Origin of the sequence: Escherichia sp. WS2035, from assembly GCF_046487065.1 — a bacterium.
GTDB lineage: Bacteria > Pseudomonadota > Gammaproteobacteria > Enterobacterales > Enterobacteriaceae > Escherichia > Escherichia coli.
On the sequence record NZ_JBJQKD010000002.1, the window covers coordinates 398,948 to 417,708 of the forward strand.

Below are 18,761 nucleotides of genomic sequence, written 5' to 3' on the forward strand. Positions count from 1 at the left end.
AGGGGGTAATCTGCTCTCCTGATTCAGGAGAGCTTATGGTCACTTTTGAGACAGTTATGGAAATTAAAATCCTGCACAAGCAGGGAATGAGTAGCCGGGCGATTGCCAGAGAACTGGGGATCTCCCGCAATACGGTTAAACGTTATTTGCAGGCAAAATCTGAGCCGCCAAAATATACGCCGCGACCTGCTGTTGCTTCACTCCTGGATGAATACCGGGATTATATTCGTCAACGCATCGCCGATGCTCATCCTTACAAAATCCCGGCAACGGTAATCGCTCGCGAGATCAGAGACCAGGGATATCGTGGCGGAATGACCATTCTCAGGGGATTCATTCGTTCTCTCTCGGTTCCTCAGGAGCAGGAGCCTGCCGTTCGGTTCGAAACTGAACCCGGACGACAGATGCAGGTTGACTGGGGCACTATGCGTAATGGCCGCTCACCGCTTCACGTGTTCGTTGCTGTTCTCGGATACAGCCGAATGTTGTACATCGAATTCACTGACAATATGCGTTATGACACGCTGGAAACCTGCCATCGTAATGCGTTCCGCTTCTTTGGTGGTGTGCCGCGCGAAGTGTTGTATGACAATATGAAAACTGTGGTTCTGCAACGTGACGCATATCAGACCGGTCAGCACCGGTTCCATCCTTCGCTGTGGCAGTTCGGCAAGGAGATGGGCTTCTCTCCCCGACTGTGTCGCCCCTTCAGGGCACAGACTAAAGGTAAGGTGGAACGGATGGTGCAGTACACCCGTAACAGTTTTTACATCCCACTAATGACTCGCCTGCGCCCGATGGGGATCACTGTCGATGTTGAAACAGCCAACCGCCACGGTCTGCGCTGGCTGCACGATGTCGCTAACCAACGAAAGCATGAAACAATCCAGGCCCGTCCCTGCGATCGCTGGCTCGAAGAGCAGCAGTCCATGCTGGCACTGCCTCCGGAGAAAAAAGAGTATGACGTGCATCCTGGTGAAAATCTGGTGAACTTCGACAAACACCCCCTGCATCATCCACTCTCCATCTACGACTCATTCTGCAGAGGAGTGGCGTGATGATGGAACTGCAACATCAACGACTGATGGCGCTCGCCGGGCAGTTGCAACTGGAAAGCCTTATAAGCGCAGCGCCTGCGCTGTCACAACAGGCAGTAGACCAGGAATGGAGTTATATGGACTTCCTGGAGCATCTGCTTCATGAAGAAAAACTGGCACGTCATCAACGTAAACAGGCGATGTATACCCGAATGGCAGCCTTCCCGGCGGTGAAAACGTTCGAAGAGTATGACTTCACATTCGCCACCGGAGCACCGCAGAAGCAACTCCAGTCGTTACGCTCACTCAGCTTCATAGAACGTAATGAAAATATCGTATTACTGGGGCCATCAGGTGTGGGGAAAACCCATCTGGCAATAGCGATGGGCTATGAAGCCGTCCGTGCAGGTATCAAAGTTCGCTTCACAACAGCAGCAGATCTGTTACTTCAGTTATCTACGGCACAACGTCAGGGCCGTTATAAAACGACGCTTCAGCGTGGAGTAATGGCCCCCCGCCTGCTCATCATTGATGAAATAGGCTATCTGCCGTTCGGGCAGTGGGATCAAACGTTCGCCGGTGATGCAGCACTGACCTCAGCGATGCTGGACCGTATCTTACACCACTCACATGTCGTTCAAATCAAAGGAGAAAGCTATCGACTCAGACAGAAACGAAAAGCCGGGGTTATAGCAGAAGCTAATCCTGAGTAAAACGGTGGATCAATATTGGGCCGTTGGTGGAGATATAAGTGGATCACTTTTCATCCGTCGTTGACACATTGCCTTAATCTCCGCAAAGATAACCTCGTCATTCCGGACATTCTCTGCCAGGCATATGTCGATGTAATCCATAAACGATTTCAGCTTAACCCTTTTGTGGCCGGTCTTTCTGGCTGGCGGTTCAGGGGATGTTTTCTGGTTATCGTGTACCACAAAACTGGGATATTGCCCCGATAGTCACATTTCAGATTGATCGCGGTCTGAAGATGTGGCACTGAGGTAACGTGCTGGTGTCACTGGTATTGCTGAAGTTATGGTTTTTCGGGGTCAGGTGAGCCTGTTGTGTGTATGCTTTTTGTTCAGATCAGAGGGGGGCTGTGCGGACAGCGGCTTTTGTCTCCGGGCATTCACGCCTGAACGATGAATGCGATTTTCAGCAATATTTGTCTTTGTGACACTCTCTGGTTGAGAAGCTAATGCGCGCCCCTGTTTCCACAGAGAATGAGGCTTGCCATCAGCCGAAACATCAGTATTCCACGCCATACAGACGGCGCCTGACCATGTGCTGATGCAGGTAAAATGTTTCAACTACAACTGTTCGGGTTGCTATGCAACGAAACAGCGATTCTCACGATCTTTAACTGCAACGTTTTTCCGCCTGAAAGCTGACTGCCTCCTGCTGAGGTGGGAGGCTATGATTCAGTGCGTTTATAGTCTCCGGGGTATGCATGTACCGGAGCATACCATTTCTGGTGGATAACAAGCCGGCACATTCAGCCTGCAGTGAAGATGGAGGCACCTGGTTGTGAAGAACGTTTCTGCCCGTGGCTGCTTCGCATCATCAATGGTATTCATACCCGCTCAGAAATGACCGGGTGCTGAAGCCCTCCGTTATCGCGCAGTATAATGACGTATATGATCTGTGGACGAGTGAGCGGCGTGCCTGATGTACGCCGCTATTACTGTATTTTACCACAGGGCTGGTTTTCTGCTGCCAGCCCTGTGGTTATCAGACATCAACTGTGAGCGGCATCAACCGATGTACGGTATGCCATAAGCACGTACTGATCCATCAGATTTGTCAGTGGTTCACTCTGACCCTGACGTGCAATGATCCATTGCTCCAGATCTTTTTCTGATTTGTGTTTCAGGTTTTTCGTCCAGTCGTCAAGGCTGTTTCCGGTCATTAAGTCAAGCCAGCAGAGCCAGACCAGTTTGAGACGTAACTCCGTGCCGCCAAACTGACGGAAGAGGCTGATCAGTTTGTTTGCCAGAGAATGTTGCTTCAGGCGCTCACATTCAGACAGCAGGATCCCTTCCAGCATCGGATGATGAACCAGCAGGTGTTCGCTGGTGCATAAATTCACCACCAGATCATCATCCAGGGACGGGGAGCTCCGTTTGTCCGGACCATAAATCAGCCGGTGCAGACTCTGGGGAACGATGGCAATCTCCGGTTTTTCGCCATTGAATGACACCCACCCGGGCGTCAGATTATGGAAATAGTAGATATTCGGATGACACACGCCCCATGATACGGCGTGCCGGGTGAAGCCGGTCAGCCATTTCTGGTAGTTTTCATGGAGCAGCTCGTAACGGGTCTGATACTGTTGTTTCATTTTCATATTCCTCACGGGGGATAACAGGCAGCAGAGCGCCGCCGGCAGGCCGGAGATTGCGTCTGCTTTGGGCGAAGGGTTAGTGGTTAAAAATTACGGACGGGACTGTGCAATACGCGCCTGCAGCCAGGCTTCCACTTCACTTTTCAGCCAGCGGGAGCTGCGCCCCATTTTGATGGGGGCAGGAAAGCCCCCAACTTTGATGAGTTTGTAAAACCACTTATCGGTTAAGCCGGTCAGTTGAGTGATAAACGCCATGTCGACCATCTGGTCATCCATCAGCGAAACTGGGGTAGCCATGAGAATGTTCCTCCGGATGTTGTTAAACCAGCCGGTGTGGTCATGAAAACAGCGCGCCACCTTCACCGGCATAACAACCGGGGAGAAACGTAAAAAATAATCGGGAATCTGGCTGTCCGGAGATAAACGGGGGGATTGCGATGGCAGAGCCGTAGCGGAATCCCGGGGGGTGCCCCTATTAAGTTGTCAAGCATGTTATGACGCCTGCGGGGTATAAAAAGTCCCGTCGCGCATCATGGCGAACAGAACGTCGCAGCGTCGTCTCGCCAGGGCGATAAGCGCCTGATTGTGTCGTTTTCCCTGACTCATTTTGCGGGTGTAGTAAGCCCTGGAGAGCGGATCCCTGAGCGCGGCGAAGGCCGACAGGAACAACGCCCGTTTGAGAGCTTTATTACCCCGTCGCGAGGGATGCTCACCGCGTATTGACGAGCCGGATCGCCGAGTTACCGGCGCAAGGCCAGCATAAGCAGCGAGATGTGCGACAGAGGCGAAGGCGCGGCAGGCGACCTCGGTGAGGAGTCTGGCTGCGGTCCTGACACCGACTCCGGGCATACTGGTCAGGACCGGGTAAAGAGGGTGAGCAAGAACTCGCTGTTCTACCGCAAGCGCCACCTCGTCTCTTTGCTTACGCAGCGTGATGAGCTGGAGTGCCAGACGTGGCAGTACTACGGCAGCGGCATTCGTGCCGGGAACGACGACGGTTTGTTCGGCCAGTGCCTGAGCTATGTCTGCTGCAAGGCGTTTACCCAGACGAGGCGCAAGTTTGCAGAGCTGGGCTGCCAGCTTCTTCTCACCCAGCGAAGCGAGTTTTTCTGGTGAGGGATATCGCTGGAGAAGATCGAGTACCGCCGGGTGATCAAGTCTCGGACCGAGAACGCGCTCCAGTGCCGGATGTATCTGGGTCAGAAGGCCGCGGATACGGTTGCTGGCCTGCGTTGTCTGTGCGGCAAGATCATCATCGAAGCCGCAGAGCATGGAGAGTTCGGCGATTTGCTCGTCAGCCAGTTTCAGCGTGCGTAGCGCGTGAGGCAGGGTACGGGCAGCTTCGGCAATGATGGCAGCGTCACGAGCATCAGTTTTAGCTTCACCGGCGTGTAAGTCGGCTATGCGGCGCATGGCCAGTCCAGGGAGGTATCCGACAAGGACTCCTTCTGAGCGGGCAACGGCGACAGGTAACGCACCGATGGTAGCTGGCTGATCAACAACCAGCAGTATCTGACCATGTTGTTTCAGGTCAGATATTAGCGACCTGAGTTTGTTTTCGTCGTTGGGTAATGCTTTATCGAACAGGCGTTTACCTGAACGATTAATGGCTACAGCGTGATGCGTATCTTTACCGACATCAACGCCGATAAAGACCTGGACGGATTCGTAATCGCTGGATTCGGTCATTCTGTCTCCCTTGTATATGGGTTAAGCAGATAACCACGGGGAGCAGGTACCGGCATCCACGTTACAGACGGTCCCGGCAAAAGTGCCTGACCTGACCCCTATTAGCGGTTACCAGCGCCCCACCAGACCCGGTGACATCACCCCCCGGATCATGGACGACTGGGGGCAGTAATCATGCCGGGTCTGGCTGGCTAACACCCCATTATAAGGGGTACGAATAAAGTAACGGGGGTGCGAAAAGATGCTTCCGCACGCACGCGCGATAAAGAGGGGATAGTTTTCGTGAGGACAGGGAGAGAAGCAGGCGTTCTGATAATTGCAGAGTTGTTTTCGGAGGTGGTTACAGTGAGTCAGCCCGTTCCTGGCGAGCAGGAGACTGATATCACCGATGGGATAAGGTTGTCTGATTGGTATTATAAATATAAGAAGTCATCAGAGAGTAACGTAAAGGATTTGCCAGAATAACCTAAGAGAGTAAATCTCTCCGGTAACAGAGCGCTGTGAAGCATTCTGTATCAGAGTGCAAATACATGAACGCTGATGCGTAAAATCAGCAGTGACACGCCAGCTCCCCCTATGCCCATTCCTGTATAAGACATGAACTGAGCGTATTAATGCTCCTGCCCTGAGACTGAGCCGGTGAGTGAGGGGCTGAGAAATCCCTCTTGACACTGCTCTAACCAGAAATACTTCCCCGGTTGTTGCGGTGCGTCCGGATCCCCGATAACGGAACACTAAGGCTGTATTGCGGGACACCAGGTAAGTGGCAGCCCGTAATACGTCAGGAGACGCGGGAAAAGTGAATTCCCACACGCGTTATAAACTTACCCTTGCGGAGCTGGAAGCCTTTAACTCTGCCGTTGACAACCGGCTGGCAGAACTGACCGCAAATTTTACGAGTGCGTGCTGGCTTCAGTCTTGTCACCTGAGCGTTCGGTAACGGAGGCGCGGGCGGTAATAGACTGATTTTCAGGTATTACCGGCTTACGGCGTGTGGTTGATATTGAGGGGCTGTGAGTTTCGCGTATTTGTCAGAAACCCAGACGAGTTTTCCTGTATGGGACGAAATAAGGCAGCGGCAATACCTGGAAAAATTTAATATGGTATGAAGGAGAACCTGTCGGTTACGCTTAATATACCCGGTACACTGTCAGCTCAGGGGATACATGAACCGTTATCTCACCAGCTACACAGTATATACACACTGACGCTGACAGTAGTCAGCAGGACCACAATAATCAGTGCCAGCAGTATGGTAACGATACGGTCTGTATTCCGGTAATAGCCGAAGGGGTCGACAGAACCACAATACGGGCAACACACTGTATTATGAGTAATCGCGTTTCCACAGTCCCTGCACTTCTTTTTGCGTATCACCATCACTCCCTCCTCACAGCCTTACCCGTAACCGGTTTTTTACATTAAAAAAACAACGCTGAAAATTCAACCGTCAGTCCGGAGACGACCGTTCGGGTTATCACAGAGTGCCTGAGACAGTGCCCTGCCGGAGGTCACTTCAGGGACTCTGCGCATTTTTTACGACGTGGCTATTCCGTATGAACCATACGGAGATTTAACCATGACCTACAAATACAACCCCTTCTGGCAGCAACGTATTCGTGAGACAGTGCGGCACGCACTGAATGTTCATCCCCGCCTGACGGCATTGCGGGTTGACCTGCGTTTCCCGGATGTACCGGCAGCAACGGACGCAGCTGTGATATCCCGCTTCATCAATGCCCTGAAAGCCCGAATCGACGCTTACCAGAAACGTAAGCATCGGGAAGGTAAACGCGTGCATCCCACCACTCTGCATTACGTCTGGGCCCGGGAGTTTGGGGAGTGCAAAGGTAAAAAACACTATCATCTGATGCTGCTGGTCAACCGGGATACCTGGTGTCGTGCCGGTGATTACCGCGCTCCGGGATCACTGGCCGGAATGATTGAACAGGCCTGGTGCAGTGCCCTGGGGGTGGATGCCGGATGCCATGCCACGCTGGTGCATTTTCCGGCCTGGCCGGCGGTGTGGCTGGCGCGTAATGATGACACCGGCTTTCAGCAAGTGCTGGAACGTGCTGACTATCTGGCGAAGGAGCATACCAAAGCTCACTGCACCGGTGAGCGCAACTTTGGCTGCAGTCGTGGCTGAGCCAGACAGACGAGTTATCTGACTTCAGTGTGATGACGTGTTCATGGCCACCACACTGATTTTCCCTTATGAGACTGAACTGAAACCGCCATTCACACCTGACCACGCTGCCCGTACCGGGACGGCTGTTGCCTGCGTGTCGTCTGACGGTAAGGAACATATACTATGTACGCAAAATCCTTTCTCGCTCTTGATAGCAACGGACGTCTGACGGGCGCCCGTACTGTACAGGCCGCACCTTATGCTCACTACACCTGCCACTTGTGTGGCAGTGCACTCAGATACCATCCGCAATACGACACTGAACTTCCCTGGTTTGAACACACTGACGACAGGCTGACAGAGCACGGTCAACAGTGCCCTTATGTCAGGCCGGAGCGCAGAGAAATACAGTTGATTAAACGTCTGCAGCAATTCGTACCGGATGCCTTACCCGTGGTGCGTAAAGCCAGCTGGCACTGCAGACAATGTCACCACGATTATTATGGGGAGCGGTACTGCACACACTGCCAGACCGGAGGATTCAGTATTCCCCGGACAACTCAGGAGGAAATATGCGAATTCTGAACTGTTATATGGCGAATGACAGCAAAGGCCATTTTGTTACGGCGAAAGAAGCAGCGAAGCACAACCGCCAGGACGTTTTGTGCTGTGTGTCCTGTGGATGCCCGTTAACACTTCAGCGGGGCAATGACGGACAACCACCGTGGTTTGAACATGACCAGATGACTGTCGCTGAGAAAATCCTGCTGCGATGCACCTGGCTTGACCCGGCAGAGAAAGAGGCCCGTCGTTTGCATCTGCAGGGTATGACGGTTCCGGATTATACGGTGAAGGTGAGAAAGTGGTTTTGTGTGATGTGTGACGAAGATTATGAAGGAGAAAAGTGCTGCCCGAGTTGTGGTACCGGGGTATACAGCAGGGAGGGGGGGCTGCAGGAAGGCAACTGGAAGGATAGGAACTGAGCGGTTCAGTCGCGGAAATCAGTTGTAGAGCTGTAATGATATCTCCGGGAGTGCTGCGTTGGTAGGGGCATCCCGGGATAGAGAAATTTTAGCACTTTGCCCTGAATGATTGTAGACGTCCCGGGTACTCGTACCGGTCTGAGTTATTACAGTTAGATATTCACTTTTTCTCCCGCATACTTCACATCTGTCAACGACGGATGAAAAGTGGTTCTTCCGCAACCTGGGTGGAAGAAAATGGATGAAACTTTCTGGCGAACAAGGATCTAAGCTGTTTTAAGTTATGGGCAACGCAATGCACTCTCTTAAGACACTTCTACAGTTACCTTGCGGATGGCGATGCAGTCGACAAATTATTAGCTCTGACGGTATAACCCTCCATCTCCACGGAAAACGCAAAACAGCACAATGTCCTGAATGCTTTAAGCGTAGCGACTCTGTTCATAGTTGTCGTCGGCGCCGGATACAGCATCTACCCTGCTCAGGGCAGACGCTATGGCTTGTATTTTCCGTCCGCCACTGGTACTGCCGTAACCCGGCTTGTTAACGTAAAATTTTTGCCGAGTCGCTTGCTCCCTTCGCCGGTTCACACCAGCAGTCTTCACAGGCGTTACAAAATTTACAACGTCAACTGGGATTAATAGCTGGAGGTGAGGCTGGAAAACGGGCTGCAACGGCAGCGGGTCTCCGTTGCAGTGCTGATACTCTTCTTCGCAGGGTTATCAATACCCCGGAGACGAAACAGTCAGGCGCGCCTCATGTCGGTATTGATGAGTGGGCGTGGCATCGGGGCCACTGCTGCGGTATGTTAATAGTCAATCTTGATACTCACCGTCCCCTCGTCCTGCTTCCCGGCCGTGATCAGCGTACGCTGGCGACCTGGTTCAGAAAATATCCGGAAATACAGGTTGTCTCGCGTGATCGCAGTGGAGTCTATGCGACAGCAGCACGTGAAGGTGCACCTCAGGCCAGACAGGTGGCCGATCGATGGCACCTGCTAAAAAGTATTGGTGATGAGCCTGAACGAATGATGTACAGACATATGCCTCTGATACGTCTTGTTGTCAGAGAGTTATCACTGAAGAAATCACCTGAGCCAGAAATATCTGTGCCTGTAGCATCGCTCCGTCGTCCGGAACGCCTTAAACAGCAAACCCGCAAAAAACGGCATCAGCATTGGACAGAGGTTATGGCCCTGCATAACAAGGGATGTAGTTTCAGGGAAATATCCCGTATTACAGGCCTGTCGCGAGTGACAGTCAGTCGCTGGGTGCGTTCAGGAACATTCCCTGAAATGTCAACCCGGCCTCCAAAGCGAGGGCTTCTGGACCCATGGAGGGAGTGGTTAAAAGAGCAACGAGAAAGTGGTAATTATAATGCCAGCCGGATATGGCGGGAAATGGTGGCCCAGGGGGGGACAGGCAGTGAAACCATCGTCAGGGATACTGTTGCCAAATGGCGTAAAGGCTGGAACCCACCGGTTACTACTGCCGCAAGACTTCCTTCAGTGTCCCGGGTAAGCCGCTGGTTGATGCCCTGGAGAATAATCAGGGGCGAAGAAAATTATGCATCCCGATTTATTAGTCTGATGTGTGAAAAAGAACCGGAGTTGAAAATAGCACAGCAACTGGTACTCGAGTTCTACCGTATTCTGAAAACCTAAAATAAATCACAGCTAAGCAGCTGGTTCACTCGAGTTCACGAAAGCGGCTCAGCAGAACTTCGGTGCGTAGCTGCGGGGATGGAAGCTGATGCTGCGGCTATATGTGAGGCAATCAGCAGTCGCTGGAGTAATGGTGTTGTCGAAGGTCATGTAAATCGCCTGAAGGTGCTGATACGCCAGATGTATGGTCGAGCCGGATTTGAACTACTTAGGCGGAGGGTAATGAGTCCACTGGCATGAAAATCTTCACCTAGGTTGCGGAAGAGCCACTTTTGCACTGTTCGTGACAGTATGGCCTTTATGTACTCACTTTGTTACCGGTAGCTGAATCATCACTACCGTGCTGCAAATGGTGGTGAACAGCATCAATTGTGGAATGAATGTTGCCGAAGCGACCAATGCGCCTCGTTTCCACCATCAGTGGTTGCCGGACTAGCTGCGTGTTGAAAAGGGTTTAGTCCGGATACGCTCAAGCTGCTGGAAGCAAAAGGTCAGAAAGTGGCGCTGAATGAGGCGATGGGCAGCACGCAAAGCATTATGGTTGGGTCGGATGGTGAGTTGTACGGCGCATCCGACTCGCGCTTGGTGGATGATTTAACGGCGGGGTATTAATTGACATCCCCCGGCGCAGTGTGCCGGGGGATAATGGTTTTATGCGGTCAATAATCGTCCGGGATTATCGATACAGAGTTTTTTGAGGATCGTTTTATCGACGCCGCGCTCCGCCAGATAGGCCAGAAAAACATCTGGAACAAATCCCCAGCCATTACCGCCATTTTTAGCCCACATTTGTTTAAGGAAGACATCGTGGCTGAGAACAAGCTGATCGGCGTATCCCAACTCAATGAGATGAGCGACGGCATCGGCAGTCTCCTGCACCCCTGGCGCTATTCCCTCTTTCGGGAAGGTAATGTCTAGGCCAATCATGTCGAATTCCAGCCAGACACCCTTATCAAGCATTTTCCGCTGATACGCCACGTCTTTTCCTGACGGATCCGAGTGTGCGAGAGAGACTTTATTTGGCGAGACGCCCATTTCACCTAACACAATGTCGAGTACTTCATCACCGCGACGAAGCCAGCCCGGCATGTGAATATTCATCGCCACATGAGGATTGTTAATCTGTGCCAGCGAGGCAGCCCGCAAGCTGTTATGCTCGGCTTCGGTAAATGTCGGTGAGACACCTATTTCACCGATCATTCCGGCACGAATATCCGTATCGCCAATCCCTTGATTCAATTCTTTATCGATCGTTGCCGCCAGTTCATCAACCGTTTTATGAATTCTCTGGCTTTCAAATTTTTCCAGGTAGGGACCGGAGGAAGCAACAATATTCAGACCTGTTTTTAATGCGACTTCTCGTAATGCCTGCGCATCTCGTCCGATAGACTCAGACCCTGTGGCATCAACAATGGTGCGACCACCGAGCGAGATAAAGTTATTAATTTCGAAGATCACATCTTCAATAGGTTTGCGGTCCATATTATCAGCGCAGCAATAAGGATCGTGTTTTAATGCCCACTGGATTTCTGCCGTGACTTTTTTATCAACAAGCCGTTGTGAAAAAGGATAGCAAGGAGCATCCACAACAGAGGAAAGATCGTTGAACAGATGTTCATGAGGAAGTGTTAGCCCCATATCTTCACGGGCGACGGGGCCCGTCACAGTTTGTAGATAATCTTTCATGATTATACCTCCATTTTCTTCATTGTTTTCGAGGTTCTGTATTCCGGAATAGTGGTAACAATTGCACCGACCAGTGCAAACAGTGTTCCGATGATCGTGACCAGATAAACGGTATTGCCCAGCGATGGAATTAATACGTCAATCAATACTGATCCCAGTAACTGGCCCGCCGTTGAAGCAACCCCCAGCATCAGTAACCCCAGACCTCTGACCAAAATGGCCATTAAACCGATAGACATTAGTCCAAGCGGGCCGCCAAGATACATCCACCAGACATCTGGTAATTGAACAGTGACGTGCCCTAATGCGACACGAATAGCTAGCGCTGTGCCTAAAACACAAAATCCAACGATGAAATTCCAGGTGATTGAAACCAGCATGGATCCCGTAGCTTCAGCTACTTTTGCATTTCCAGCGGGCTGCCATCCTGCAAGCAAACCAGCTAAGAACGGAAGAATGGCAAGTAAGATGAAAGAGGTAGAATGCCACTGCGGTGACACAACAAAAATCGTAGCAATAACCGCAAATAATGCACCGATGATGCGATAAGGGGTAAAGTATTTTTTCTCGTCGACACCGATACCAAAGCGATCGCAAAGTAAACCAGACAGCAATAGCGCGGAGATCAGTGCGGTTTGAAACGTTGCGACCCCGAGTGCGCTGGCTGATGCGCCTTCAGAAAATACCACCATCGCTCCACAGAGACCGGCAAACCAGTTCCAGAGAGGAACTTTTCGGTTTTTAATCAGAGAAGGAATTGCCGCAAATTGTTGCCGGGTTTCTTTTCGCGCCATAATAATAAAAAACATCACGACTAAACCACTGGCAAAGGAGATAACTGCGCATGCATTACCATCCTGTAACCAGTGACCTAATTGACCATTCACCGCTGATTGCATAGGGGAGAGCATACCCGCAAGAATCGTGGCAAGCATCCATAAGGGAGTTGAGTACTTATTCTTTTTCATACATCAATCCTTCTATTATAGTAAATGGGGTAACTGGAGTTACCCCATTATTATTATCTTGCAATATGAGTCAGTATATTTACCCACAACGCGGTATAGAACGGCCAGGACATAAACTGCTGTGTACCCCAGTGCGGTGAACAGTCACTCATAAAGCAGGCTATTTTCCCGTTGTGATAGTTACCAAAGACCAGTAATGGATCGTTGTTTATTGTTAATACCACCTCAGCATTTTCTTTAGCGATCGCCCGGTTATAACCTAGGAAAAAAGGATATTCAGAGAACCCTTTAATAACTGGATGTTCAGGTTGTGATGGCTGTGCAATAACACCCTCTGGTTTTTCGACACGATCGTCACCATCTAACATCGTAACCGGGAGCACATCAGCCAGAACTGTATTTTTATAATTGGCTTTTGCTTCAATTCCCATGAATGAGAGATAGCCGCCAATCATCAATAACCCACCACCGTTATTCACATATTCTTTAATCAGTTCGAGAGCGTTTGGTTTTATGCGAAGTTGATAAAAAGTATCATTTTGTAGCAGGAAAGTATTACTACCAATATCACTAATAACGATGGCATCATATTGTTCTAACTGTGCCACATCTTCAGGGAAGGCAATTTGTACCGTATGTGCCGGCATATAGGTGACATCTACCTGACTATTTTTCAGACATTGGAGTAACCAGGTCGCACCTTCTTCATATTTACTTGAGGTAAAACTGTCATATCCTTTTGAATGAATCATATGAATATGCCAGGATTCCCCAATAAAGAGCACTTTTAGTGATTTTTTGGTGTTATTCATTCTCTGTCCCTTCTTAATGCGTAAAAATAGTTTGCTGATAATGTATACTCTGAATTCGATGTATCACAGATTCATGTTCAGGCATGTCGGAAGCATTGCTTGTCTCCACCGCTAGGGATGCAAAGGCGCTGGCATAACACAGTGCTGATTCCAGTGATTTTCCTTTCGCAAGTCCTGATGCCAGAGCGCCGTTAAAAGCATCCCCGGCTCCTGCCGTATTTTTAACGACCGCTGGAAACGCTGGCGAATGAATGAATTTTTTGCCATCAAATGCGAGCGAGCCCTTGCTACCGAGCGTGATAACCGTGTTTTTTACCCCTTTATTGTGGATAGCTTCTGCAGCTCGTTTAGCTGATTCAAGATCGTGTACGTCTATGCCGGACAGTAAACCAGCTTCTGTTTCATTGGGGGTGATATAATCAACATCCTGAATAAGTTCGTTGACGATATCATTATAGGGTGCCGGGTTAATAATGACCGGGATACTGTTTTTTTGCGCCAATGTGATCGCTTGTTGCAGAGCGGTATAATTTGTTTCGAGCTGCAGAAGTATGACATCAGAATTAATAATCGCTTCTTTCTGAATAGTTATTTCATCGGACGACATTGTCATGTTGGCACCGGGATAGATCGCAATAACATTATCGCCAGTACCTTCATTAACAAGGATCGTGGCAGTTCCGGTTTGCGTTTCTTTCGTTTGATAAATTATACTTTTATAAATCTTAGACGAATTCATAAAGTTGATCGCATAATCACTAAAGTGATCTGTACCTACTTTTGTTATGAAATAAACATCAGTATCGGCAAAGCTTGCTGCCAGCGCTTGGTTACAGCCTTTTCCCCCCGGTGAAAATATAAAATTACTTGCCAGAAGCGATTCTCCGATAGTGGGAAGCCTCGGCAAATAACTGATGATATCAACATTAAACGAACCAATAACGCATACTTGACTTTTCATAGTTGAGTGGCCTTTTTTTATTCCCTGGGCTGTATCATAATTTTCAAGCGCATAAGCGATTTCATTTTTCGCAATAGTATCAAGCGAGTCTAGGACGATAAAAGCACCGCCATGACATCGAGTCAGATAGCCAAGCCTGGCAAGTTCATTAAGATCTGATCGAATAGTTTCTTTCGTTACATTGAGGCTATTGGACAGATCGGATACTTTTACAGAACCGAATTTACTGAGTCGTTTCAATATTTCATGATGGCGTTCAAATTTCATGCTTCACCTCACTTCAGTTACGTTAATATCTATCGATGTATATTGATGTGATAATCACCATAAAGTGGCGGGGAAAAGCAAAAAAAAGCAAAAATAGCCTGAGAAAAGGTAAGCGTTAATGGAGAATCATATTGATGCTTATTTATTGGTGAGAACTACGTTCCATGGCAGGAGTTCATCAATACGGTTGGAAGGTTATTCCGGCAGTACGCTCAGGATATGGCGCAGATACGCTTCCGGATCAATGTCGTTCAGAAGGCAAGTGCCGATAAGCCCATACAACAGTGCACTGCGCTCGCCGCCGAAGAACATAAAGTTTTTATTTCCGAGACAGATGGCACAAAGGGCTTTTTCCGCGGCATTATGTCTGCCTCCGCCTGACCGTCAACACTGTAATAACAGAGTGCGCCCCACTGATTCAGTACACAGCTGAACCATTCACCCAGTCTGGATTTTTGGATAGCGTGGCATTTTTCTCCACCATGCATGCAGTGAGTCCAGTAACAGTTTGCTCTTCTTCTGCCTGACCACAAGATGTGCTGGACTGGTAAACGATGGGGATACCTGCTTACGCGAGAGCAATAAGTGGCTGGCCACAATTCTCGGTACAAAACTCTGCTGAATAGCAGCGATTTTCCCAGCGTGGTGCGTCGTTTGCATTTTACTGGTTCTAAGTTAACAATTATCTGTTCACTAATGACTACTCTAAAAACTTGTATCAGGACTATCACTTATTTAAGTGATATTGGTTGTCTGGAGATTCAGGGGGCCTGTCTAGAGAGATATAAAGATACCTTCACCCCGGTGATGATAAAATAAAAGTATCTCAGCTATTAAACTGATGTACGATTCGGGCAATAACTTATTCGTATAGAGCACCTTTTCTCTGGTGCTCTATACGAATAAGTTATTGCCCGAAATTAATTATATTGTTTATTATCAAACCGAGTTATAGCTTTTCTCTGAAAACTACCGAATAAAATATACTGATAGACTGCTGCCTAGAATTTCCAGATCAGGTGGGCTGCAAGTTGCAGACCGTTATAATCATCGGTTGGGGTGTTGAACCACACTTTACCTGCCGTCAACCCGAGATTAAGTTGCTCAGTCAGCGGTTGAATTCGTTGCAAACTGATGCTCTTCATGCTGCCGTAGCGTGTTTCTGGCGTCCAGTCGTAGGTGTAAGCACCTGTTCCGCGGCTTAGCCATAGTTGCGTATAACCAGCACCGCGCGGGTCCTTCAGACGCACGGAAATCATATTGCTATAACTACTACCTGCATCGCTGGAGTCATAATGGGTATAGCGGTAACTGGTGATCACCGGGCCAGTATAGAGTGATACGCCGCCTTGCCAGGCATTGACTTCGACATCATCGTAATATTTAGTGTAGCGATAACCGGTCGTGAAAAGCGTTTTTGGCAACAGGGCTAGGTTAATATCCTGTCGAAAATCCTGGCGGGCAAAGACCGGCGTATTATCCGCAAAGGCAATACCCGTTCGGGTTGTCAGCCAGTTATTCCATTTGTACCAGACTGCACCCTGGCCGCGAGTGGCATTGAAATGTTCAGTTTCATAATCACGACGCCCCTGGGAAAGATTAAAAAGCAGCGTTGCGTTTTCAACTTTTGCTACCAGTTCAGCATACGCTAAATTACGGTTGCCATGTTCGCCAGAATAATCGGTAAAATCGTAGCCCGCGGTAATGGAAGTTAACCCGGCATAAGCGGGCAATGCACTAAAAAAAAACGGCACTAATAACGTATGCTTTATCATTTTAATCTCCTGTACGGATAAGTTCTTGTCGGAGTGAGTAAGTTCCACTAGGTAAATTACGTTCTACAATCACGCGCGGGCCAAGTTGTGTGTTCGGAGAAATAATTCGCCCAGGCAAAATAATAACTTGTACGCCAAGGCGTGAACGCTTCCCGATATAACAACCTAATTTATCGCATCCGGTAGCGATAATTCCCTCTGGAGTTCGAACAGACACGGGTTGTTCATCCAGACGATGATTACTGGTACGTACTTGTGCGCCCAAATATGCCTGGTTTGCAACTACCGAGTCGGCAATAAAGCATTGCGGACCAATCGTTGCTTCCGCTTCAATAACCGCATTTTTAATTTCGGTGGCAAAACCAATTTTTACGCCATTGCTGATTATTGTGCCAGGACGAATAAACGCATAATTACCTATCAGGCAGTTTGCGCCAATCACTACCGGCCCCTGAATAACGGCACCGTGGCAAATACGGGTATTCGCGCCGATAACAACCTCACCGGCACTTTCATCAATAATCACCTGGTCTGCAATCTGAACATTTTTCTCTTTAGCATTAAGCTTCAGATAGTTTTTCAGTTCCTGTGACAGAAGGTTGGGAATAAGCGGTTGACGCTTCCACCAGTGCGGAATAGCGGGTGGGTTTGTCGCGCTGAGGTTCGCGTCCAGTAAAAAAGGCAATAAGTCCATAAATAATCCAGATGGCATAAGCTAATAATACATACACAACGGAAAGCGGTGCTAAAGGCACCAACAACCAGCAACGATGAAACCAGGCGCTAAATGCACCAATAACACAAACTACGCCGACCCAGATAAGCGGGAACATTGCCAACACCACACCATGTGGCCCGGTGGTGATGAATTCATTAAACCAGGTAGTGAGATAAATACCAACGCCATAAAGCACAACCAACAGCATAGGAAATATACTGAAGATACCGAAGCGGCTAAATAAAAGTCTTTTATGCAGGCGCATACAGACCGCGTAGCCCACAATCCAACGCCGCCAGCGGCGCCACTCCTCACGCGGACTGTTACATTCCTGTGGGTATACGATGCAGCGATTCGCCTGCCGAATACGGTAGCCGTTTGCCACCAACGTCCAGGTGAGATCAAGGTCTTCGACTTTAGTACGATCAGAGAAACCGAACTTACGCAATACATCAGTACGGAACATCCCGCAGGCACCGCTGATAATAAACGGTGCACCGCCCAGAAACTGCTGTAGCGTGCGCTTCATAACAATCATCGGCAACTTTACGGTGGCGCGGATATGTGGCAGCAGACCTGCCCCTTTTAACGCGGTGGAGGGAATTCCGCCAACGGCATCAGCGCCGCGCTCAATTTCTGCCAGCATATAGCCCATTCCATCATTATCAGGTGGAACGAAAGTATCTGCATCACTTAAAAATACTTGATCACACGTGGCGTATTTTAGTCCATGCATTAGTGCGCCACCTTTACCGGTGTTTTTTTGCGTGACGGCAACAAAGCGGTCGCCCCATTTGCGTTTGACTTCCGCCATGACCGCTTCGGTATTGTCCGTGGATCCGTCGTTAACGCAAATTACCCGGCAAAAATAAGGGTTACGCAGCAGATTATCCAGTGACTGCGCCAGACACGGGCCTTCGTTATAAGCTGGTATAATGGCGTCAATACAGCCTTTCTTTTGACAGGGTTTACGTCTTAGCGTACTTAAAAACCATAGCAACATTGCTATGGTCATGAAGATAAATAACAAAGTTTTCATTTCTATTACTCCGTTACAACACCATCTTATGGACAACAAAACCTTCACACATAGAATGACTAACCTGTTGTCCTCGGAATTTGGCTTGAGCAATTATGTATTCTGGCTGTATGTATCTTCGATGGATCTGGCTTTTATGCTTTTGTAATGCTAATATTTTTTTATTAAAATGGACCTCATCTACAGATTCAAAAACTTGAGGTAAAAATGACAGACATGTACTTGGTGTTTCGTATCCTAGTATTTGAGGAATATAACGACAGGCAACCATTGATGCCTGATAAACAGCAATGTGATCCTGATGCCTGTCAGTATTATTCATGGTGTAAACTCGAGTAATTTCCACATCCTGGGGCGTTTCATTCTCAATTATGTATTCCAGAGATGATATCATCTCTTTTATTTGCAAATATAATCTGGTATCTTCAAAATTTAGAGGGATTAGTTTATTGCATCCTAACATATTTAATGCTTCTTGTGATTCCTTGTGACGATCAATATACTCTGCGCCACAGCAACCAGGTGTCATGACAACAGATATAATATATACTTTTTCATTAGAATAATATGAAAGAGATGCACCACATCCTAATTCTATATCATCAGGATGGGCACCAATTGCTAAAATGCCGGTTCTTTTTCCCGAAGATGTTGTAGAATTCAACATGTAATCTATCCTTTTAGATAT

General features: G+C 48.8%; 19 protein-coding genes and 5 pseudogenes. 9 read left to right on the top strand and 15 right to left on the bottom strand.

The genetic code is table 11. The features are described 5' to 3' along the window. Positions 1-35: 35 nt before the first annotated feature. Together istA and ACJHX4_RS06615 are read left to right on the top strand one after the other, a co-directional pair. Positions 36-1,058, top strand: coding sequence for an IS21-like element IS100 family transposase (gene istA / locus ACJHX4_RS06610; RefSeq protein WP_000255956.1), 1,023 nt, complete (start codon positions 36-38; stop codon positions 1,056-1,058). Further along, on the top strand, positions 1,055-1,750 hold the full coding sequence (locus ACJHX4_RS06615) for an AAA family ATPase (RefSeq protein ID WP_072093906.1): 696 nt from the start codon (positions 1,055-1,057) through the stop codon (positions 1,748-1,750). The genes istA and ACJHX4_RS06615 overlap by 4 nt, the downstream gene beginning before the upstream one ends. A 66-nt stretch (positions 1,751-1,816) precedes the next feature. On the opposite strand, the pseudogene ACJHX4_RS06620 reads toward ACJHX4_RS06615, so the two are convergent. The 5 genes and pseudogenes from ACJHX4_RS06620 to ACJHX4_RS06640 all read right to left on the bottom strand — a co-directional run. Next, positions 1,817-1,945 (bottom strand): annotated as a pseudogene (locus tag ACJHX4_RS06620) (IS21 family transposase); the annotation flags it as partial. Positions 1,946-2,086: 141 nt separating this feature from the next. Further along, positions 2,087-2,302 (bottom strand): hypothetical protein, encoded by a 216-nt coding sequence (locus ACJHX4_RS06625; RefSeq protein ID WP_001327829.1) that lies wholly within the window; start codon positions 2,300-2,302, stop codon positions 2,087-2,089. Between the two features lie 473 nt (positions 2,303-2,775). Beyond that, positions 2,776-3,378 carry a hypothetical protein gene (locus ACJHX4_RS06630; RefSeq protein WP_000813432.1) on the bottom strand — a complete coding sequence of 201 codons (603 nt, stop codon included), beginning with the start codon at positions 3,376-3,378 and terminating at the stop codon, positions 2,776-2,778. Between the two features lie 93 nt (positions 3,379-3,471). Continuing rightward, positions 3,472-3,678 (bottom strand): helix-turn-helix transcriptional regulator, encoded by a 207-nt coding sequence (locus ACJHX4_RS06635; RefSeq protein WP_000235219.1) that lies wholly within the window; start codon positions 3,676-3,678, stop codon positions 3,472-3,474. Between the two features lie 195 nt (positions 3,679-3,873). Beyond that, positions 3,874-5,070, bottom strand: coding sequence for an IS110-like element ISEc20 family transposase (locus ACJHX4_RS06640; RefSeq protein ID WP_001296203.1), 1,197 nt, complete (start codon positions 5,068-5,070; stop codon positions 3,874-3,876). 231 nt (positions 5,071-5,301) lie between these two features. Between ACJHX4_RS06640 and ACJHX4_RS06645 the strand changes: the two genes are divergently transcribed. Together ACJHX4_RS06645 and ACJHX4_RS06650 are read left to right on the top strand one after the other, a co-directional pair. Further along, positions 5,302-5,535, top strand: coding sequence for a hypothetical protein (locus ACJHX4_RS06645; protein WP_001224230.1), 234 nt, complete (start codon positions 5,302-5,304; stop codon positions 5,533-5,535). A gap of 331 nt (positions 5,536-5,866) precedes the next feature. Next, a pseudogene (locus ACJHX4_RS06650) lies at positions 5,867-6,010 on the top strand (Hha/YmoA family nucleoid-associated regulatory protein); the annotation flags it as partial. A 239-nt stretch (positions 6,011-6,249) separates the two neighbouring features. On the opposite strand, the gene ACJHX4_RS06655 reads toward ACJHX4_RS06650, so the two are convergent. After that, positions 6,250-6,450 (bottom strand): hypothetical protein, encoded by a 201-nt coding sequence (locus ACJHX4_RS06655; protein ID WP_001297900.1) that lies wholly within the window; start codon positions 6,448-6,450, stop codon positions 6,250-6,252. A 199-nt stretch (positions 6,451-6,649) separates the two neighbouring features. Here ACJHX4_RS06655 and ACJHX4_RS06660 point away from each other — a divergent pair, with 199 nt between their 5' ends. The 5 genes and pseudogenes from ACJHX4_RS06660 to ACJHX4_RS06680 form a co-directional block, all read left to right on the top strand. Then, on the top strand, positions 6,650-7,219 hold the full coding sequence (locus ACJHX4_RS06660; protein WP_000221519.1) for an inovirus Gp2 family protein: 570 nt from the start codon (positions 6,650-6,652) through the stop codon (positions 7,217-7,219). 165 nt (positions 7,220-7,384) lie between these two features. After that, a complete protein-coding gene (locus ACJHX4_RS06665) occupies positions 7,385-7,786 on the top strand; it encodes a putative zinc ribbon protein (RefSeq protein ID WP_000271042.1) in 402 nt (133 codons plus the stop codon). Continuing rightward, entirely contained in the window at positions 7,774-8,184 is a 411-nt protein-coding gene (locus ACJHX4_RS06670) for a zinc-ribbon domain-containing protein (protein WP_001221618.1), read from the top strand. The genes ACJHX4_RS06665 and ACJHX4_RS06670 overlap by 13 nt, the downstream gene beginning before the upstream one ends. A gap of 283 nt (positions 8,185-8,467) precedes the next feature. Then, positions 8,468-10,087, top strand: a pseudogene (locus tag ACJHX4_RS06675) (ISL3 family transposase). Between the two features lie 88 nt (positions 10,088-10,175). Next, a pseudogene (locus ACJHX4_RS06680) lies at positions 10,176-10,459 on the top strand (gamma-glutamyltransferase); the annotation flags it as partial. 39 nt (positions 10,460-10,498) lie between these two features. Here ACJHX4_RS06680 and ACJHX4_RS06685 read toward each other — a convergent pair. The 9 genes and pseudogenes from ACJHX4_RS06685 to ACJHX4_RS06725 all read right to left on the bottom strand — a co-directional run bounded on the left by ACJHX4_RS06685 (position 10,499) and on the right by ACJHX4_RS06725 (position 18,749). Beyond that, a complete protein-coding gene (locus ACJHX4_RS06685) occupies positions 10,499-11,533 on the bottom strand; it encodes a phosphotriesterase-related protein (protein WP_000656349.1) in 1,035 nt (344 codons plus the stop codon). A gap of 2 nt (positions 11,534-11,535) precedes the next feature. Beyond that, entirely contained in the window at positions 11,536-12,501 is a 966-nt protein-coding gene (locus ACJHX4_RS06690) for a DMT family transporter (protein ID WP_000739817.1), read from the bottom strand. Between the two features lie 53 nt (positions 12,502-12,554). Beyond that, complete coding sequence (locus tag ACJHX4_RS06695; protein WP_001066372.1) at positions 12,555-13,313, bottom strand: glutamine amidotransferase; 759 nt, start codon at positions 13,311-13,313, stop codon at positions 12,555-12,557. Positions 13,314-13,326: 13 nt separating this feature from the next. Beyond that, the gene (locus ACJHX4_RS06700; RefSeq protein WP_000667429.1) at positions 13,327-14,541 is read right to left on the bottom strand and encodes a PfkB family carbohydrate kinase; all 1,215 of its coding nucleotides are present in this window, start codon (positions 14,539-14,541) and stop codon (positions 13,327-13,329) included. Between the two features lie 195 nt (positions 14,542-14,736). Further along, positions 14,737-15,075 (bottom strand): annotated as a pseudogene (locus ACJHX4_RS06705) (transposase); the annotation flags it as partial. A gap of 467 nt (positions 15,076-15,542) precedes the next feature. Continuing rightward, positions 15,543-16,316 carry a YaiO family outer membrane beta-barrel protein gene (locus ACJHX4_RS06710; protein WP_000589885.1) on the bottom strand — a complete coding sequence of 258 codons (774 nt, stop codon included), beginning with the start codon at positions 16,314-16,316 and terminating at the stop codon, positions 15,543-15,545. A gap of 1 nt (position 16,317) precedes the next feature. After that, positions 16,318-16,911 (bottom strand): acetyltransferase, encoded by a 594-nt coding sequence (locus ACJHX4_RS06715; protein ID WP_002430650.1) that lies wholly within the window; start codon positions 16,909-16,911, stop codon positions 16,318-16,320. After that, positions 16,877-18,073: a glycosyltransferase gene (locus ACJHX4_RS06720; protein ID WP_000854360.1), complete on the bottom strand. Its 1,197-nt coding sequence runs from the start codon at positions 18,071-18,073 to the stop codon at positions 16,877-16,879. The genes ACJHX4_RS06715 and ACJHX4_RS06720 overlap by 35 nt, the downstream gene beginning before the upstream one ends. A 13-nt stretch (positions 18,074-18,086) precedes the next feature. Further along, positions 18,087-18,749 carry a PIG-L deacetylase family protein gene (locus tag ACJHX4_RS06725; protein WP_024174324.1) on the bottom strand — a complete coding sequence of 221 codons (663 nt, stop codon included), beginning with the start codon at positions 18,747-18,749 and terminating at the stop codon, positions 18,087-18,089. Positions 18,750-18,761 lie beyond the last annotated feature (12 nt).

What these genes read in the sequence shown, in the direction of transcription:
- istA (WP_000255956.1), top strand. Translation starts at nt 36, where the DNA reads ATGGTCACTTTTGAGACAGTTATGGAAATTAAAATCCTGCACAAGCAG.
- ACJHX4_RS06655 (WP_001297900.1), bottom strand. Translation starts at nt 6,450, where the DNA reads ATGGTGATACGCAAAAAGAAGTGCAGGGACTGTGGAAACGCGATTACT.
- ACJHX4_RS06700 (WP_000667429.1), bottom strand. Translation starts at nt 14,541, where the DNA reads ATGAAATTTGAACGCCATCATGAAATATTGAAACGACTCAGTAAATTC.
- ACJHX4_RS06710 (WP_000589885.1), bottom strand. Translation starts at nt 16,316, where the DNA reads ATGATAAAGCATACGTTATTAGTGCCGTTTTTTTTTAGTGCATTGCCC.
- ACJHX4_RS06660 (WP_000221519.1), top strand. Translation starts at nt 6,650, where the DNA reads ATGACCTACAAATACAACCCCTTCTGGCAGCAACGTATTCGTGAGACA.
- ACJHX4_RS06670 (WP_001221618.1), top strand. Translation starts at nt 7,774, where the DNA reads ATGCGAATTCTGAACTGTTATATGGCGAATGACAGCAAAGGCCATTTT.
- ACJHX4_RS06635 (WP_000235219.1), bottom strand. Translation starts at nt 3,678, where the DNA reads ATGGCTACCCCAGTTTCGCTGATGGATGACCAGATGGTCGACATGGCG.
- ACJHX4_RS06640 (WP_001296203.1), bottom strand. Translation starts at nt 5,070, where the DNA reads ATGACCGAATCCAGCGATTACGAATCCGTCCAGGTCTTTATCGGCGTT.
- ACJHX4_RS06665 (WP_000271042.1), top strand. Translation starts at nt 7,385, where the DNA reads ATGTACGCAAAATCCTTTCTCGCTCTTGATAGCAACGGACGTCTGACG.
- ACJHX4_RS06630 (WP_000813432.1), bottom strand. Translation starts at nt 3,378, where the DNA reads ATGAAACAACAGTATCAGACCCGTTACGAGCTGCTCCATGAAAACTAC.
- ACJHX4_RS06625 (WP_001327829.1), bottom strand. Translation starts at nt 2,302, where the DNA reads ATGGCGTGGAATACTGATGTTTCGGCTGATGGCAAGCCTCATTCTCTG.
- ACJHX4_RS06685 (WP_000656349.1), bottom strand. Translation starts at nt 11,533, where the DNA reads ATGAAAGATTATCTACAAACTGTGACGGGCCCCGTCGCCCGTGAAGAT.
- ACJHX4_RS06695 (WP_001066372.1), bottom strand. Translation starts at nt 13,313, where the DNA reads ATGAATAACACCAAAAAATCACTAAAAGTGCTCTTTATTGGGGAATCC.
- ACJHX4_RS06690 (WP_000739817.1), bottom strand. Translation starts at nt 12,501, where the DNA reads ATGAAAAAGAATAAGTACTCAACTCCCTTATGGATGCTTGCCACGATT.
- ACJHX4_RS06720 (WP_000854360.1), bottom strand. Translation starts at nt 18,073, where the DNA reads ATGAAAACTTTGTTATTTATCTTCATGACCATAGCAATGTTGCTATGG.